Annotated in this window: 13 protein-coding genes; 7 read left to right on the top strand and 6 right to left on the bottom strand. The window is 70.6% G+C overall.

Translation table 11 applies throughout. The annotated features are described in order from the left end of the window. Window positions 1-179 precede the first annotated feature (179 nt). A complete protein-coding gene (locus F1615_RS14995; protein WP_425385640.1) occupies window positions 180-3,065 on the top strand; it encodes a lectin in 2,886 nt (961 codons plus the stop codon). A 17-nt stretch (window positions 3,066-3,082) separates the two neighbouring features. Continuing rightward, the gene (locus F1615_RS15000) at window positions 3,083-4,849 is read left to right on the top strand and encodes a lectin (protein ID WP_149549464.1); all 1,767 of its coding nucleotides are present in this window, start codon (window positions 3,083-3,085) and stop codon (window positions 4,847-4,849) included. Between the two features lie 113 nt (window positions 4,850-4,962). Here F1615_RS15000 and F1615_RS15005 read toward each other — a convergent pair whose 3' ends face one another. After that, window positions 4,963-5,322 carry an STAS domain-containing protein gene (locus tag F1615_RS15005; protein ID WP_149549465.1) on the bottom strand — a complete coding sequence of 120 codons (360 nt, stop codon included), beginning with the start codon at window positions 5,320-5,322 and terminating at the stop codon, window positions 4,963-4,965. A 401-nt stretch (window positions 5,323-5,723) separates the two neighbouring features. Between F1615_RS15005 and F1615_RS15010 the strand changes: the two genes are divergently transcribed. The 4 genes from F1615_RS15010 (at window position 5,724) to F1615_RS15025 (ending at window position 12,465) form a co-directional block, all read left to right on the top strand. After that, window positions 5,724-9,878, top strand: coding sequence for a SpoIIE family protein phosphatase (locus F1615_RS15010; protein ID WP_149549466.1), 4,155 nt, complete (start codon window positions 5,724-5,726; stop codon window positions 9,876-9,878). Further along, entirely contained in the window at window positions 9,878-10,174 is a 297-nt protein-coding gene (locus F1615_RS15015; RefSeq protein WP_149549467.1) for an STAS domain-containing protein, read from the top strand. Before F1615_RS15010 ends, F1615_RS15015 begins: the two co-directional genes overlap by 1 nt. A gap of 185 nt (window positions 10,175-10,359) precedes the next feature. Further along, window positions 10,360-12,093, top strand: coding sequence for a SpoIIE family protein phosphatase (locus F1615_RS15020; RefSeq protein WP_149549468.1), 1,734 nt, complete (start codon window positions 10,360-10,362; stop codon window positions 12,091-12,093). Window positions 12,094-12,231: 138 nt separating this feature from the next. Beyond that, entirely contained in the window at window positions 12,232-12,465 is a 234-nt protein-coding gene (locus tag F1615_RS15025) for a hypothetical protein (RefSeq protein WP_149549469.1), read from the top strand. 120 nt (window positions 12,466-12,585) lie between these two features. Here the strand turns inward: F1615_RS15025 and F1615_RS36300 are convergent, their stop codons facing one another. From F1615_RS36300 to F1615_RS15045, 4 genes are all read right to left on the bottom strand, one after another. Next, window positions 12,586-12,825 carry a DUF6411 family protein gene (locus F1615_RS36300; protein ID WP_149549470.1) on the bottom strand — a complete coding sequence of 80 codons (240 nt, stop codon included), beginning with the start codon at window positions 12,823-12,825 and terminating at the stop codon, window positions 12,586-12,588. Between the two features lie 183 nt (window positions 12,826-13,008). Further along, window positions 13,009-13,500, bottom strand: a complete 492-nt coding sequence (locus F1615_RS15035) for a hemerythrin domain-containing protein (RefSeq protein WP_149549471.1) — start codon at window positions 13,498-13,500, stop codon at window positions 13,009-13,011. Window positions 13,501-13,701: 201 nt separating this feature from the next. Then, window positions 13,702-13,986 (bottom strand): GlsB/YeaQ/YmgE family stress response membrane protein, encoded by a 285-nt coding sequence (locus F1615_RS15040; RefSeq protein ID WP_149549472.1) that lies wholly within the window; start codon window positions 13,984-13,986, stop codon window positions 13,702-13,704. A gap of 253 nt (window positions 13,987-14,239) precedes the next feature. Continuing rightward, the gene (locus F1615_RS15045; protein ID WP_149549473.1) at window positions 14,240-14,725 is read right to left on the bottom strand and encodes a VOC family protein; all 486 of its coding nucleotides are present in this window, start codon (window positions 14,723-14,725) and stop codon (window positions 14,240-14,242) included. Window positions 14,726-15,024: 299 nt separating this feature from the next. On the opposite strand from F1615_RS15045, the gene F1615_RS15050 reads away from it, so the two are divergent. Continuing rightward, window positions 15,025-15,555 (top strand): hypothetical protein, encoded by a 531-nt coding sequence (locus F1615_RS15050; RefSeq protein WP_149549474.1) that lies wholly within the window; start codon window positions 15,025-15,027, stop codon window positions 15,553-15,555. Between the two features lie 32 nt (window positions 15,556-15,587). On the opposite strand, the gene F1615_RS15055 is transcribed toward F1615_RS15050, so the two are convergent. Beyond that, complete coding sequence (locus F1615_RS15055) at window positions 15,588-16,202, bottom strand: dihydrofolate reductase family protein (RefSeq protein WP_149549571.1); 615 nt, start codon at window positions 16,200-16,202, stop codon at window positions 15,588-15,590. Window positions 16,203-16,229: the final 27 nt, after the last annotated feature.

Consider the following 16,229-nt stretch of genomic DNA (forward strand, 5'->3'; position numbering starts at 1 on the left):
ATGCGAGGAAGAAGACGAGGGACTGTGCGCGAAAGGGGTTACGCGTTCGGGCGAGTCCCGCTAACTTCCTTGAAATGAACCGGTCATGACCCTGGTCACGGTGACGGGCCGGTGTTCGACGGCGCGACGGCGCGCGCCCGTACTCCTCACGGCAGGCCCCCGTGCCTGCCGCCACCCCCATGATTCTGGAGACTTCCGTGCGCACGAGACCGCTCGGACACAGACGTATCCGCACACTGCTGACAGCCATGGCCTGCGCCGCGAGCCTGGCACTGCCCCTGGGCCCGGCCGCCGCGGCCACCGCCCCCGAGGCGCCGGCCGGACCGCGCGGGGCGGCCGACGCCGCGGCGGCCGAGGATTTCCAGCAGGTCACCCTCGCCAAGGGCGTGGCCGAAATGGGCGAGCCCATGACCCTGGCCGTGCTGCCGAACCGCTCGGTGCTGCACACCTCGCGCGACGGCACCCTGCGACTGACCGACGCGGCCGGCACCACCACCGTGGCGGGCAAGCTGGACGTCTACAGCCACGACGAGGAGGGCCTGCAAGGCGTCGCCGCCGACCCCGGCTTCTCCTCCAACCGCTTCGTCTACCTCTACTACGCCCCCAAGCTGACCACCCCGGCCGGCGACGCCCCGGCCGACGGAACGGCATCCGACTTCGCCCCGTTCGACGGCGTCAACCGGCTCTCCCGGTTCGTCCTGAGGACCGACGGAACCCTGGACCCGGCAAGCGAGAAGAAGATCCTCGACGTGCCCGCCTCCCGCGGCCTGTGCTGCCACGTCGGCGGCGACATCGACTTCGACGCGGCGGGCAACCTCTACCTGTCGACGGGTGACGACACCAATCCCTTCGCCTCGGACGGCTACACCCCCATCGACGAGCGTGCCTCGCGCAACCCCGCCTACGACGCCCAGCGCTCCTCGGGCAACACCAACGACCTGCGCGGCAAGATCCTGCGCATCAAGGTCAACCCCGACGCGACGTACAGCATCCCGGCGGGCAACCTCTTCGCGCCCGGCACCGCCAGGACCCGGCCCGAGATCTACGCGATGGGCTTCCGCAACCCCTTCCGGATGAGCGTCGACAAGGCCACGGGCACCGTCTACGTCGGTGACTACGGCCCCGACGCGGGCACCGCCAGCGCTGCCCGCGGCCCCGGCGGACAGGTCGAGTTCAACCGCATCACCAAGGCGGGCAACTTCGGCTGGCCGTACTGCACCGGCAAGAACAACGCCTACGTCGACTACGACTTCGGCTCCGGTGCCTCGGGCTCCGCCTTCACCTGCTCCGCGCCGCGGAACACCTCGCCGCGCAACACCGGACTGACCGACCTGCCGCCCGCCCAGCCCGCCTGGATCCCCTACGACGGCGGCTCCGTCCCCGAGTTCGGCAACGGATCCGAGTCACCCATGGGCGGCCCCGTCTACCGGTACGACGCCGGCTCCACCTCCGAGGTGAAGTTCCCCGCCGAGTACGACGGCGACTTCTTCGCCGGCGAGTTCGGCCGCCGCTGGATCAAGCGGATCGAGGCCGGCGGCGACGGAGCCGTGCAGTCGATCAACTCCTTCCCCTGGAGCGGGACCCAGGTGATGGACATGGCCTTCGGCCCGGACGGCGCCCTCTACGTCCTCGACTACGGCACCGGCTACTTCAACGGCGACGCCAACTCGGCCCTCTACCGCATCGAGCACGTGACCGGCGGGCGCGCCCCGGTGGCCCAGGCCAAGGCGAACACCACCTCCGGCACCGCGCCCCTCACCGTCGCCTTCTCCTCGGCCGGCAGCTCCGACCCCGACGGCGACACGCTCGGCCACGCCTGGACCTTCGGCGACGGCGCCACCTCCACCGCCGCCGACCCGTCCCACACCTACACCACCAACGGGCAGTACACGGCGACGCTGAAGGTCACCGACCCGTCCGGCAGGTCCGCGACGGCCTCCGTGCAGATCACCGTCGGCAACACCGCCCCGACCGTGCGGCTCGACACACCCGCCGACGGACGCATCTACGACTTCGGCGCCGCCATCCCCTTCAAGGTGACGGTCACCGACCCGGAGGACGGCGCGATCGACTGCGCCAGGGTGAAGGTCACCTTCATCATCGGCCACGACAGTCACGGCCACCCGCAGACCTCCGCCACCGGCTGCACCGGCACCCTGCAGACCCTCGCGGACGGCGAGCACGACCCCAACGCCAACATCTTCGGCGTCATCGACGCCGAGTACACCGACAAGGGAGCGAACGGGCAGCCGGCGCTCACCGCCCACGACCAGCACATCACCCAGCCCAGCCACCGGCAGGCCGAACACTACGGTGACTCCTCCGGCGTCCAGGTCGTCAACCACACACCCGCGCACGGCGGCAGGACGGTCGGCGAGATCCACAACGGCGACTGGGTGTCCTTCACGCCCTACAGCCTCGACAACGCCACCGGCTTCACCGCCCGCGTCTCCTCCGGGGGCACCGGCGGCACCCTGGAGGTCCGCGCCGGCTCCCCGGCGGGCACCCTGCTCGGCACGGCCACCGTGCCGGTCACCGGCGGATGGGAGACCTTCCAGGACGTCACGGCGTCCCTGAGCGGCCTTCCGGCCGGCACCACCACCCTGTACCTCGTCTTCAAGGGCGGCAGCGGCGCCCTGTTCGACGTCGACGAGTTCTCCTTCACCACCTCCACCGGCGGCACCCGCGCGGGTGAGGTGAGGGGCGTGGGCGGCAAGTGCCTGGATGTGGACGACGCGGGCACGGCGGACGGTACGGAGGTGCAGATCTGGACGTGCAACTCGACGGCGGCGCAGCGCTGGACGGTTGCGGAGGACGGGTTTCTGAGGGCGCTGGGGAAGTGTCTGGACGTCTCGGGCGGGGGGAGTGCGGACGGTACGAGGGTCCAGTTGTGGACGTGCAACGGGACGGGTGCGCAGAAGTGGGCGGCGCAGCCGGACGGTACGGTCCGCAATCCGCAGTCGGGCAAGTGCCTGGACGCCTCGGGCGGTACGTGGAACGACGGGACGCCGGTCCACCTGTGGACCTGCCACACCGGCCCCAACCAGAAGTGGACCCTGCCGTAGAAAGGAGGCGACCGACGATGCACACCCTGATCAGGACAACGCTCACCCTGTGTGCCGGCGCCCTGCTCTGCCTGACACCCCAGGCCACGGCCCTGCCCGGCGGCGCACCTGCCCCCGGCCACGCCGCACAGGTCCCGGACCGCCCGGCCACCACGGCGGCCGACCCGGCGTACGAGATCCTCGTCTTCTCCCGGACGGCGGGTTTCCGCCACTCCTCGATCGACGAGGGCATCACGGCCCTGCGCGACCTCGGGACGGCGAACAACTTCACCGTCACCGCCACCGAGGACCCCGCGGCCTTCACCACCGCCAACCTCGCCCAGTACCGGACCGTGGTCTTCCTCTCGACCACGGGAGACGTCCTGGGCCCGGCCCAGCAGACCGCCTTCGAGCAGTACATGGGCGCGGGCGGCGGCTACGTCGGTATCCACGCCGCCGCCGACACCGAGTACGACTGGCCCTTCTACGAGGGACTGGCCGGCGCGTTGTTCCAGTCCCACCCCGCCATCCAGCCCGCGACCGTCAAGGTCGAGGACCGGGCGCACGACGCCACCGCGCACCTCGGCCGTACCTGGCAGCGCACCGACGAGTGGTACAACTACCGCACCAACCCCCGCACCACCGCCCACGTCCTGGCGTCGCTGGACGAGTCCAGCTACTCCGGCGGAACCATGTCCGGCGACCACCCGATCGCCTGGTGCAAGGACTACGCCGGCGGCCGTGCCTTCTACACCGGTGGCGGCCACACCGAGGAGTCCTACGCGGACCCGGTCTTCCGCAGGCACCTGCTCGGCGGCATCCGCTGGGCCGCCGGCACCACCAGGGCCGACTGCCGCCCGGAGACCGGCTACACGCCCCTGTTCGACGGCACCGCGACGACCGGCTGGAAGCAGGCGGGCCCCGGCGGCTTCACCCTGGCCGACGGCACTCTCACCTCGCACGGCGGACTCGGCCTGCTCTGGTACGACGCGAAGGAGATCACCGGCGACTACTCGCTGAAGCTGGACTGGAAACTGAACGGTGACGACAACTCCGGCGTCTTCGTGGGCTTCCCGGCGTCCGACGACCCGTGGTCGGCGGTGAACAACGGCTACGAGATCCAGATCGACGCCACCGACGCGGCCGACCGCACCACGGGCGCCGTGTACGGATTCCGGTCCGCCGACCTGGCCGCGCGCGACGCCGCGCTGAATCCGCCGGGGGAGTGGAACACGTACGAGATCCGCGTCACCGGGGAACGGCTCGAGGTCTTCCTCAACGGCCGGAAGATCAACGACTTCACCAACACCGACCCGGCGCGCAGCCTCAAGCAGGGCCACATCGGCCTCCAGAACCACGGTGACGGCGACGACGCCGCCTTCCGCAACATCCGGATCAAGCAGAGCGGATCTCCGTCCGAACCCCGCGCGGGTGAGGTGAGGGGCGTGGGCGGCAAGTGCCTGGATGTGGACGACGCGGGCACGGCGGACGGGACGGAGGTGCAGATCTGGACGTGCAACGCGACGGCGGCGCAGCGCTGGACGGTTGCGGAGGACGGGTCGCTGAGGGCGCTGGGGAAGTGTCTGGACGTCTCGGGCGGGGGGAGCGCGGACGGTACGAGGGTCCAGTTGTGGACGTGCAACGGGACGGGTGCGCAGAAGTGGGCGGCGCAGCCGGACGGTACGGTCCGCAATCCGCAGTCGGGCAAGTGCCTGGACGCCTCGGGAGGTACGTGGAACGACGGGACGCCGGTCCACCTGTGGACCTGCCACACCGGACCCAACCAGAAATGGACCCTGCCCTGACACGCGGGTAGCCCGGTGGGCGTCGGACCGCCGATGCCCACCGGGCACCACCCTCGCTCATCATCCGGGGTTCGGCCCTCGCGTGCCGGAGACCGGGAAACCCGCCCCCGGCGTCATCGCTGAAGGGCGGTGACGGCTGCCTCGGTGGTGGAGTGGAAGGTGAACACCTGGTCCAGGCCGACCACCTGGAAGACCCGCATCTGGTCCGCGTTGACCCCTGCCAGGCCGAGGGGTGAGCCGGTGGCCTGCGCCCTCTGGTAGGCGGTGATGAGCGCCGTGATGCCCGTGGAGTCGCAATAGGTCAGTCCGGACAGGTCGAGCACCACCCCTTCGTCGCCGAACGGTGCGTCGTTGACGGCCTCGGACAGGAAGTGGGCGGTGTGATGGTCGAGCTCTCCCACCACCTCCACGACATAAGGGCCCGACGGAATCCGGCGCGGCGTGACGGAGCAGATTTCGTCCGATTCGGTCACGGGTTCTCCTTGGTGCGGTTCTCGAGGTGGGCGGGTGCGGGCCGGGCGAGGCCGTGGAGCGGGAGGGGCCGGTCGCGCCGAGTGCCGAGCCGCCGGCTGTACGTCCCCCGGTGAGCACGTCGGTGCGTCCCTGCGACGCCTGCCGTCATCCTGGTCCCGATCCTAGATTCTGGTGCCTCTCCGTCCGAGCCTGCCCCACCGACTGACTTATCCTACGAACTCATGGCGATCGACCGTGCACCTCATGGACGTCACGAAGATCGTGACACATGGTGACTCTTGTTCTTTTCCGGGTACCGGCTGGTGGTCGGTGATAACACGTGACAGGGGTTGAGGCGGAGTCGTCCGGGCCGGGACGTGATCGACGCGGCGGCCCCGCGCGCGTGAGGAAAGGGTGTCGAGTGGAGCGCTCCGAAGGCGCCGGGCACGGGCCGGCGGCAGCACCCGGTGCGGATGTTCTCGCCGTCGACGAGGAGATCGGCCGTGCTCTTGCCGGAGTGGACTGGTCGGCGACCTCGCTGGGCCCCCCGGACCAGTGGCCGCAGAGTCTGCGGACCGCGGTCAGCATCCTGCTGTCGTCCCGCTTCTCCATGTGGATGGCGTGGGGCCCGGAGCTGACGTTCTTCTGCAACGCCGCGTACCGGCGCGACACGCTCGGAGACAAGTACCCGTGGGCGCTGGGCCGGCCGGCGCGTGAGGTGTGGGCGGAGATCTGGGAGGACATCGGCCCGCGGATCGACACCGTGATGACCACGGGGGAGGCGACCTGGGACGAGGGGCTGCTGCTCTTCCTGCACCGGTCCGGATACACGGAGGAGACGTACCACACCTTCAGCTACAGCCCGCTGCGCGACGACTCCGGAGCGGTGGTCGGCATGCTGTGCGTGGTCAGCGAGGAGACCAAGCGTGTCATCGGTGAACGCCGGATGGCGACCCTGCGCGACCTCGGCTCCGACCCCAGCGTGGTCCGCACCGAGCAGGAGGTGCTGTCCTTCGCCGACCAGCAGCTGGGCCGCAACACGAAGGACCTGCCCTTCACTCTGACCTACCTGTTCCGGCCCGACGGCTCCGCGCGTCTGGCCGGTACCACCGGGCTGTCCCCGGGACACCCGGCCGGCCCCGCCACCTTGCCGGCCGACGGTTCCGGCGTGTGGCCGGTGGCGGCACGGACGCACAGCGAGTCGGTGCTCGTGCCGCTCGACGGGCCCCCGTTCACGGACCTGCCGACCGGACACTGGCCGGAGCCGCCCACTCACGCCCTGGTGCTGCCTCTGCCGCGCCAGGGCGACACGCCCTACGGGTTCCTGGTGGCCGGGCTGAACCGGTACCGGGTGCTGGACGACGCCCACCGCGGCTTCATCGCACTGACCGCCAGCCACCTCGCGGCGGGGATCGCCAGCGCCCGCAGCTACGAGGAACAGCAGCGCCGGGCCGAGGAGCTGGCCGAGCTGGACCGGGCCAAGACCACCTTCTTCTCCAACATCAGCCACGAACTGCGCACCCCGCTCACTCTGATCACGGGGCCCGTGCAGGAACTGCGCACCCAGCTGGCAGGGGCCGACGCCCGCGTGCGCGAGGAACTGGAGGCCATTCACCGCAACGGGCTGCGACTGGGCAAGCTGGTCAACTCGCTGCTGGACTTCTCCCGCATCGAGGCCGGTCGCATGCAGGCGCGTTATGAACCGGTCGACCTGTCCCGGACCACCGCCGACCTGGCCAGTGTGTTCCGGTCCGCCGTCGAGAAGGCGGGTCTGGACTTCCGCGTCGACTGCCCCCCGCTCCCCGACCCGGTGTACATCGACCGCGGGATGTGGGAAAAGGTCGTCCTGAACCTGCTGAGCAACGCGCTGAAGTTCACCTTCGAGGGCTCGATCGACGTCGTCGTGCGCGCCCGGGACACGCACGCCCTCGTCACCGTCTCCGACACGGGCATCGGCGTGTCCCAGAAGGAGATGCCCCGCCTGTTCGAACGGTTCCACCGCATCGAGAACGCCCGCTCCCGTTCCAGCGAGGGCAGCGGCATCGGACTCGCCCTGATCAAGGAACTGATCGGCCTGCACGGCGGCACGATCACCGCGGACAGTACCGAGGGCGAGGGCACAACGTTCACCGTCCGCCTGCCGTTCGGCACGGCCCACCTCCCCCCGGACGCCCTCGCGTCCCCCGAAGACAGCCGTGCGGTGTCGTCCGCCGCCTCCTACGTGCAGGAGGCGCTGCGCTGGCTGCCGGACGGGTCCGCCGCCGAGGCGCGCTCCGTGACGACGGTCGCCGACGCCGCCGACGCCTCCGTCCGTGCCGCCCCCGCGCGCCTGCTGGTCGCCGACGACAACGCCGACATGCGCGAGTACCTCGCCCGCCTGCTGGACGGCGCGGGGTACCAGGTGGACACGGTGAGGGACGGCCTGGCGGCGCTGCAGGCGGTCCGCGCCGACGCGCCCGACCTCGTGATCAGCGACGTCATGATGCCCGGCCTCGACGGCCGCGGTCTCGTGGCGGCACTGCGGACCGATCCGCGGACCGCGTCGGTGCCGGTGGTACTGCTGTCCGCGCGGGCCGGGCAGGAGGCGTCCATCGAGGGCCTGCAGGCCGGTGCCGACGACTACCTGGTCAAGCCGTTCGCCGCGGCCGAGCTGCTCGCCCGGGTACGGGCCAACGTCGAGCTGTCACGTCTTCGCACGCACCAGGCGCGCTGGCGCACGGCGCTGGTCGACTCCCTCCAGGAGGCCTTCTTCGTCTGCGACGAGGACGGCGCGGTCGTCGAGATCAACGCGGCCTTCACCGACATCCTCGGCTTCACCCCGGACGGCCTGCCCTACCGGCCGGTCCATCCGTGGTGGCCCGACGCCGTCACCGAGGCGGAGGCGCACCGCCAGGTCGAAGAGGCGTTCTCCCAGCTCCTGAACAACCCCAAGGGCTTCTACACGATTCCCGTGACCCACCGTGACGGACATCGGCTGTGGGTGACGGCCACCTTTAACCAGGCGCAGGACCCGGACACCGGGCGCCGGGTGACCGTGGGTACCTTCCGTGACGTGACCGCCGAGCACTACGCCGTCCAGCGCAAGAGCGCCCAGGCGGCCCTGGGCATGCGCCTGACCCAGGCGACCAGCCTGACGGAGGCCCTGGAGGGGGCCCTGGCGGAACTCAAGAGCCTCTGGCGCGCCGACCGGGTGCTCGCCGTCGTCTCGACCCCCGACCGGCAACCGACCGTGACGGCCACCGGGGCCGGGCTGCGGTGGGAGGACCTGCCCGGCGAGCGGCGCGACACGCTCACCGCGTGGTTCGGCCAGTCCGTCCTCACGCCCCTGGACGACCCCACCGGGGCCGGTATCACCGTCAGCCACCCCGAAGGTGCGATGGTGCTGTGGGTCGACCTCGGGGACCGTCGCCCGTTCACCAGTGAGGACCAGCTGCTGCTGTCCCTCCTGGCCGGCCAGCTCGCCCAGGGGCTCGCCAGGGCGCACCAGATCGACCAGCAGCGCGAGACGGCGCTCGCCCTCCAGCGGTCCATCCTGGGTCCGGCGCACCTCCCGGAAGGCTTCGCCGTCCGCTACGAACCCGCCGGCCGTCCCCTGGAGGTCGGCGGCGACTGGTACGACGTCGTCCCCCTGCCGGACAGCCGCATCGGGATCGTCGTCGGCGACTGTGTCGGACGCGGCCTGAAAGCCGCCACCGTGATGGGACAGTTGCGCAGCGCCTGCCGCGCCCTGCTGCTCCAGGACGCCGCGCCCGGCCAGGTCCTGACGGCACTGGACCGCTTCGCCGCCGGCGTGCCCGGCGCGAGGAGCACGACGGTCTTCTGCGGTGTTCTCAGTCCCGACACCGGCCGGCTCACCTATGCCAGCGCGGGACACCCGCCGGGCATACTCGCCCTCCCCGACGGAGCCGTCCGTCTCCTCGACGAAGGACGGTCCGTACCGCTGGCCGTGCGGCCCGGCCGCGACCGTCCCGAAGGGACCTGCACGGTGCCGCCCCGCGCCACACTCCTTCTGTACACCGACGGGCTGGTCGAGCGCAGGCGCCGTCCGCTGACGGTCGGCATCCATCAGGCGGGCGAAGCCGTCCAGGCCGGCCGCGACGCCGCTGTCGGCGACCTCGCCACCCGGGTCATGGCCCAGCTCGCGCCTGCCGGCGGCTACGACGACGACGTCGCGCTCCTGCTCTACCGGCACCCCGGGCCGCTCGACGTGGCCTTCCCCGCCGATTCGTCCCAGCTCGCGCCGGTGCGCAAGGCCCTGCGCAGCTGGCTCGTCCAGTGCGGTCTGCCGCCGCGCATGGTGCAGAACGTCCTGGTGGCGTCGGGCGAAGCCTGCGCCAACGCCATCGAGCACGGTCACCGGGACCTTCCCGGCGGTGCCATCCGGCTCCGTGCCGAAGCCCGGGCCGACGCTCTGCGCCTGACCATCACGGACTCCGGGCGCTGGAAGGCGCCCCAGCCCGAGATCAACACCCACCGAGGACGAGGCGTGGCGCTCATGCGCGCGCTCATGCAGCAGGTCACCATCACTTCCGGCGCGGCCGGCACCACTGTCGACATGCACACGAGGATTGCCTGATGACCACGCATCTCACCCTCACGCCCGGTAGGCGGCCCGACGGCACGGCCCAGCTGACGGTCGTCGGCGAGATCGACATGAGCAATACCGACGCCCTGGCAAGCGCCATCGCGGCCACTGAGGGTCCTCTCGTCATCGACCTCACCGCCGTCCAGTACCTCGACAGCGCCGGCCTGAGCGTCCTCTTCTCCCACACCGATCGCATCCAGCTCATTGCCACGTCACTCCTGACACCGGTGCTCGAAGTGTCCGGCCTCGCCGACCTGGCCACGGTTCACAGGGTGGAGTCGTCCTGACGGTGACCAGGCAACACCTCCCGGGGGCGTCCAGAGCGCGACCCGGGCACCCGCACAGTGTTGAACGTGTGATGATCTGAAGAGAACATCCCACCTTCCGGTATCTGGCCATGGCCGAGCCGAGCGCCCGGAGCCGTGGAATTCTGTGGACGATCCGTTGACCGACCGGCAGGCGAGGAGGGGACATGGCGGCTGCGCGTGGTGAGCGCGCCCCCGGCGGCGGGCACGCCGGGGCGATCCCCGGCAAGACGGTCGGTGACATGCTCGCGGTGCTCGGCACGGGTGCCTACGTCGTGGACGCGCAGGGCCGCATCGTGGCCGTCAACGCCGTCGCCGAGGGGCTGCTCGGCCGGCCCGCCGCGCAGCTCCTCAAAGGGGACGCCCACGACCTGCTGCACCGGAACGCCCGCGGGGAGTCGATTCCCAGGGCGCAGTGCCGTATGCGGCCGGCCTTCATGGCGGGTCGTCCGGCCCAGGCCGATCTGGAGTGGTTCGAACGTGGGGACGGATCACTGATGGCCGTGTCATGGACGCTCAGTCCCGTCGACCTCGGCGGCGACGACGCGTCCATGCTCGTCCTGTTCCAGCCCCGGGACGAGCCCGCCGACCTCGCGGCACGGCCCGAAGCGAGTGACGGACTGCTGCAGGAGCTCGAACGGCTGGCGCTGCTGGCGGAGATGACCACGCAGCTGACTTCCACCCTGTCCGTCGACGAGGCGCTGCAGCGTCTCGTGTCCCTCGTCCTGCCCCGGCTGGCGGACTGGGCGGTGATCGACCTGATCAGCGAACGCGACGAGGTGTGGCGCAGCAAGGTGGTGCATATGGAGAACGGCACCGCGGTGTCCCGCCGGGACCTCGAGGGACCGATGGCACCGGTGCCCTCCGAATCACTCATGCCGTTGTCCCGGGCCCTTCGGGGCGTGGCCTCGACGATCGCCGAACCGCGGACGTACGAGCGGTCCCCCGACACCGGCATCGCGGTCGAGCAACGCCGTCTCTTCGAGGCCACGGGCATGCACTCGGCAGCCATCGCACCGATCCGGGGCCTGCGGGAGGTCCTCGGGGCCCTGACCCTGGGCCGGTCCGAACGCCCGGAGAAGTTCACCCCCGCCGATCTCGCACTGGTGGAGGACATCACCCGGCGCGCCGGCCTGGCCCTGGACAACGCCCGCCTCTACCAGCGGCAGCGCAAGGTGGCCGAAACCATGCAGCGGTACCTGCTGCCGCAGCTTCCGCGCGTGCCGGGGCTGGAGATGACCTCCCGCTACCTGCCCGCGCCGGACGCCTCCCACGTGGGCGGTGACTGGTACGACGCCTTCGCCCTCGCGGACGACGCCACCGCCCTCGTGATCGGCGACGTCTCCGGCCACGACCTGGACGCCGCGGCGGGCATGTCCCAACTGCGCAACGTCCTTCGCTCGTACGCCTGGGCCCAGAAGGAACCACCCAGCCGCATCGTCGAACGCGTGGACCGGGCGGTGCTCAGCATCACCGACGTCTCCATGGCCACGCTCGTGTTCGCCACCCTCGTACCGGGCGAGGACGGGCAGTGGGAGATGCAGTGGACCAACGCGGGCCATCCGCCGCCGCTGCTGGTCACCCGTGAGGGCGTGGCCCGCTACCTCGCCGAGGGCAGCGGCATGCTCCTGGGCACCGGCACGAACCGGCCGCGCTCGGACACCTCCGAGACGCTGCCGCTGGGTTCCACCCTCGTGCTGTACACGGACGGACTCGTCGAATCACCCAGCCACCCCATCGACGAGGGCCTGGAACGCCTGCGCCGGCATGCCGCCGCCCTGGCCCACCGGCCGGTGGAGACCTTCACCGACGAACTGCTCAGCAGGACGCGGCCGCCCGACAACGACGACGACGTCGCCCTCCTGGCACTGCGGGTCGGTACCCGCCCCGGGGCCGGGTGACGAACACGTCCGACCGTACTGGACGGGGCGTCCCCGGTTTCGGCGCGATCGCGTGCGGTGAAGCAGCGTGACGGGGGTACCGGCAGGGCAATGCGTGATGCCACGGCCGGGAGGGTGACGTTGGACAGGACGAGTCAATTGCGACAGCTCAGGAGCGTGTACGCGGGAGGTGTCGTCGCCTGGACCTCCTGTCTGCTGCTGACCACGGTCCAGGGCGGGGGGTCGGCACGACAGACGGTGGTGCTGCTCGGGCTGCTCGCCGTCTTCCTCGTCCTGCTGCTGTGGTCGACCTGGTGCCTGTGGGAAGCCGGTACGCGCGTCCCCGCGGCCGGGGCGGGAGGAACGGCGAACGCACAGGCCGACCAGCCTTGACGAGTACCGCGGCAGCCGCTGAGCCGGACGCCGTAAGCCCCTGCCGCCGAACTCTGTTCGGCGGCAGGGGCTTACGGCGTCAATCGGCGTGTGCCTCAAGAGGCTTGAGTGCTCCGGAGGTCAGAACGGCAGCCGTCCGCGCGCCCGTCGACCCGCGGAGCCGCTGCGGCCGACCGCGCGGGAACTGGAACGGAACGGCTTGCTGAAGAGGCGCCCGAGCGGCCCCGGAGCCTTGGACCCGGCCCGGGAGCCGACGCCGAGGACGCGTTGCGTTCCGTTCTGCGGGTGTCGCGACAGGCGTGGGACGAGGAAAGCGAGGACGGCGATGACGACGCAGACGACAACGATGCCGACGACCATGGTGGATGCCTCCAGAGTCAGTGGTGCGGACGCCGGACCGGTTGGTCCGTGTGAGACCGCTTGCCCCGATTCCGGCCGGACACGCGCCCGAAGTCGGCGCCCGCGGCGGCAGGGGAAGCGGGGTGGGGGCCGGGCCCGTCCGGTGGTCACGGGCGGAGCCCGACCCCCACGTCGACCGCAGGATCAGGCCTCGACGATGCGGCGGACGTTCTCCACGGAGCCGCAGTCGGCCTTCAGCCGGCGCTCACGTTCCTCCCAGAAGGCCGCGCCGAGTTCCTCACGCCGCTCCATCGCCACGTTCTCCCGCGCCTGGTTGAGAATGGTGCGTTCCTCCTCGTCGGCGTGATGGGTCACGGCCTCGACGAGTTCCTCCAGCTTCGTGTCCCACTCCTCGGAGCCGATCTCCCGCACTTCGAGCAGTTCCAGCAGGGCCTTGTTCCCCTCGTCGTGCTCGTGCTCTCCGTGCTCGACTTCTTCGTCGTCGATGTTCTTGTACCGCTTCAGGGCGGGGTACACCTGGGCCTCCTCGGCCAATGCGTGCGCGATCAGCAGGTCCGCGAATTCGCGCAACGCGGAGGCCCGGTCGGCCTCGACACTTCGCATCTCACGGAAGAGGTCCTCCATACGCCGGTGGTCCTGGAGGATGAGTTCGACGACGTCCGAAGTCTCGGCCATGGGACTGTGCTCCTTTCCTTGGGAAAAACTCTGCGCCTACCGCATGCCCTCCAGCCGCATTGAGTACTCCTGACTTTGTGAGGGCCGTACGGTCCGGTCGAATACGTGCGTGCAGACGCGAGCGCCCCCGTCCGAAGACGGGGGCGCTCGAATGCGGCACGTCGGAATGTCCCGTGCCGGCTTTCGCCGACCGTGGCGCCGTTATGCGTGGGCGTGTCCGCGACGATGCCCACGGCCGGTGAACGCCCGGTACAGCGCCAGGAGAATGACGGAGCCGATAATGGCCGCGATCCACGTGGAAAGGTCGAAGAAGCCGTCGATGGAGTCGACCCCGAAGATCACCTTGCCGAGGAAGCCGCCCAGAAGCCCTCCCGCGATACCGATGAGCATGGTGATGATGATCCCGCCCGGGTCCTTACCCGGCATGAGCGCCTTGGCAATGGCCCCGGCGAGCAGACCGATGACTATCCACGCGATGATGCCCATCTCACACTCTCCTTGTAGCTGTCGCTTCGACAACCGTGTATCCCCGGATTGCGACTTCTAACGGGAATCGATGGCGAAGCCGGGCGGGCGCTCGGACGGAACTGACGAGTAATCAACGGATTCCGGCAGCGCGCCACCGCCGTCCACGGGTATCGAGGACACCCGCCTGATGTGCCAAGTCCTCCCCAGCAAGGCGGAGTTCAGCGCATCCACGCACTCCGCGCCTGCTCCGCCATGTGCCGGCCGTGAGGGGTCAGCCGGTGGCGGCCAGACGGCGCCGGAGTTCCTCCTCCGAGACGTCCTCCAGGTGGGTCAGGAAGACCCATATGTGACCCGAGGGGTCCTTGAGGATGACGGTGCGGTCACCGTGGAACATGTCCGTCGGCGGCTGGAGGATCTCGGCGCCGGCGGCCTCCGCGCGTTCCGCCAGGCCGTCGACGTCCGGCACGAAGACGTGCAGGGTGACGGAGGTGCCCCCACCGAGGGAGGCCGGCGCGGCGAAGGCCCCGGCCTCCGCCTCGTCCGTACTCGCGTCGCCCAGCATCAGCGTCGACCGTCCGACGGTGATCTCGGCGTGCAGGATCCCGCCGCCCGGTGCGTCGATCCGGAAGTCCTCGTGGGCACCGAACGCCCGTTGGTAGAAGGCCATCGCGGCGCGGGCGTCGTCGACCATGATGTGCGGGATCACGGCGTAGCGGTAACGGTCGGGAATCTCGGCGTGAGCTGCGCGCTCGGCCATGACGAACCTCCTCGAAAGGCACCGCCGGTCGGTTCCTGCGGCTGAGGAACGAACCTAGAAGCTCAAGTTCGCTCGAGGTCAAGCGCCGACCGGCCCCGCGAGCGTGCTGGTCCGGGGCCGGAAGACCTGCCCGACGTCCCGCAGGTCAGGCAAATGGAGCAGGCTTCCGGATCAGGCGTTGCTTCTGCGCGTCGCGGAAGTTGAGCCGGGAGCACGGCTCACGTACGCGGTCGGGCCCCGGTCCTCCGCTGCGGCGCCGAGCGGCCCTTGTTCCGCCCCTCTCACCGAAGGCCGTCGCGATGCACCACCGCGCCCACCGTTTCCCCCGGCCGAACGCCCCTCGGGCGGCGGTTTCGCGGCCGCCGGAACCACGGCTGATCAGCGGCGTCTACGGCCTGGTCCTGGCCAGTGCGCTGGCAGCCGCCCTCGACTCCCCGGACGAGCAGACCGACCCCGGATCCGACGCGGTGTGGGTCCTGTTCACCGCCGTCGCGGCCGCGGCGGCCCACGGCTACGCCCACGTTCTCGCGCACCGGATGTCGGCGGACCACAGTGGTGCCGGGGTCGGGCTTCGCGCCATGCTCGCCGAGTGGCCGGTCGTCGCGGCGGCGGTTCCGACCGTGGTCCTCCTGCTGGCCGCGGTGCCCTCCTGGTGGACGGAGGGCGACGCGGTGAACACCGCCCTGCTGGTCAATACCCTGATCCTGGCGGGGGCCGGGATGTGGACGGCACGTCGCGCGGGCCGTGGATGGCCGGCCTCACTCCGTGCCGGGGCCGGCGACATGCTCATCGGCCTGGTGATCATCGCCGCCAACGCTCTGATCAAGTAGCGGCCGGTTCGGCAGACCGCGGATGCCGGCCGTCACCGCGAGGACAGCACGCGGTACGTCACGTGCGTGACCAGGCTCGCCGACCGCGACGACACCTGCTCCAGCTCCAGTGGCGGGACGCCCTCGAACAGGCGCGTGCCTGCGCCGAGCGTGAACGGCACGACGTGCAGTCGCAGCTCGTCGGCCAGGCCGGCGGCGAGGAACTGGTTGATGGTGTTCGCTCCCCCCTGGATCGCCACATCACCGCCGCCGGCCGCCGCGCGTGCCTGTGCCAGGGCGGACGTGATGCCGTCGGTGACGAAGTGGAACGTCGTGCCACCGTCCATGGACTGGGGCTCGCGCGCGTGGTGGGTGAGCACGAACACCGGCGCGTGGAAGGGCGGATCGTCACCCCACCAGCCGTTCCACGGCCGGTCCCACGCGCCACGTACCGGACCGAACATGTTGCGCCCCATGATGAACGCCCTGGCGGCGGCCATCCGGTCGACTTCGGCCCGGTTCTCGTCGGGGGTGTCGAACATCCAGGCGTGCAGCCGGTTGCCCGAGCCGTCGCCGCCGTCGTCACCGAACGGGCGTTCCTCCGTCTGGTCGTGCCCGGCCGAGTACCCGTCGACCGAGACCGTGATGTCGCAGATCACCTTGCTCATGCGCTTGTCCTCTCGCAGCCGCTTCCG

The organism is Streptomyces marokkonensis, from assembly GCF_008312835.1.
Lineage (GTDB): Bacteria > Actinomycetota > Actinomycetes > Streptomycetales > Streptomycetaceae > Streptomyces > Streptomyces marokkonensis_A.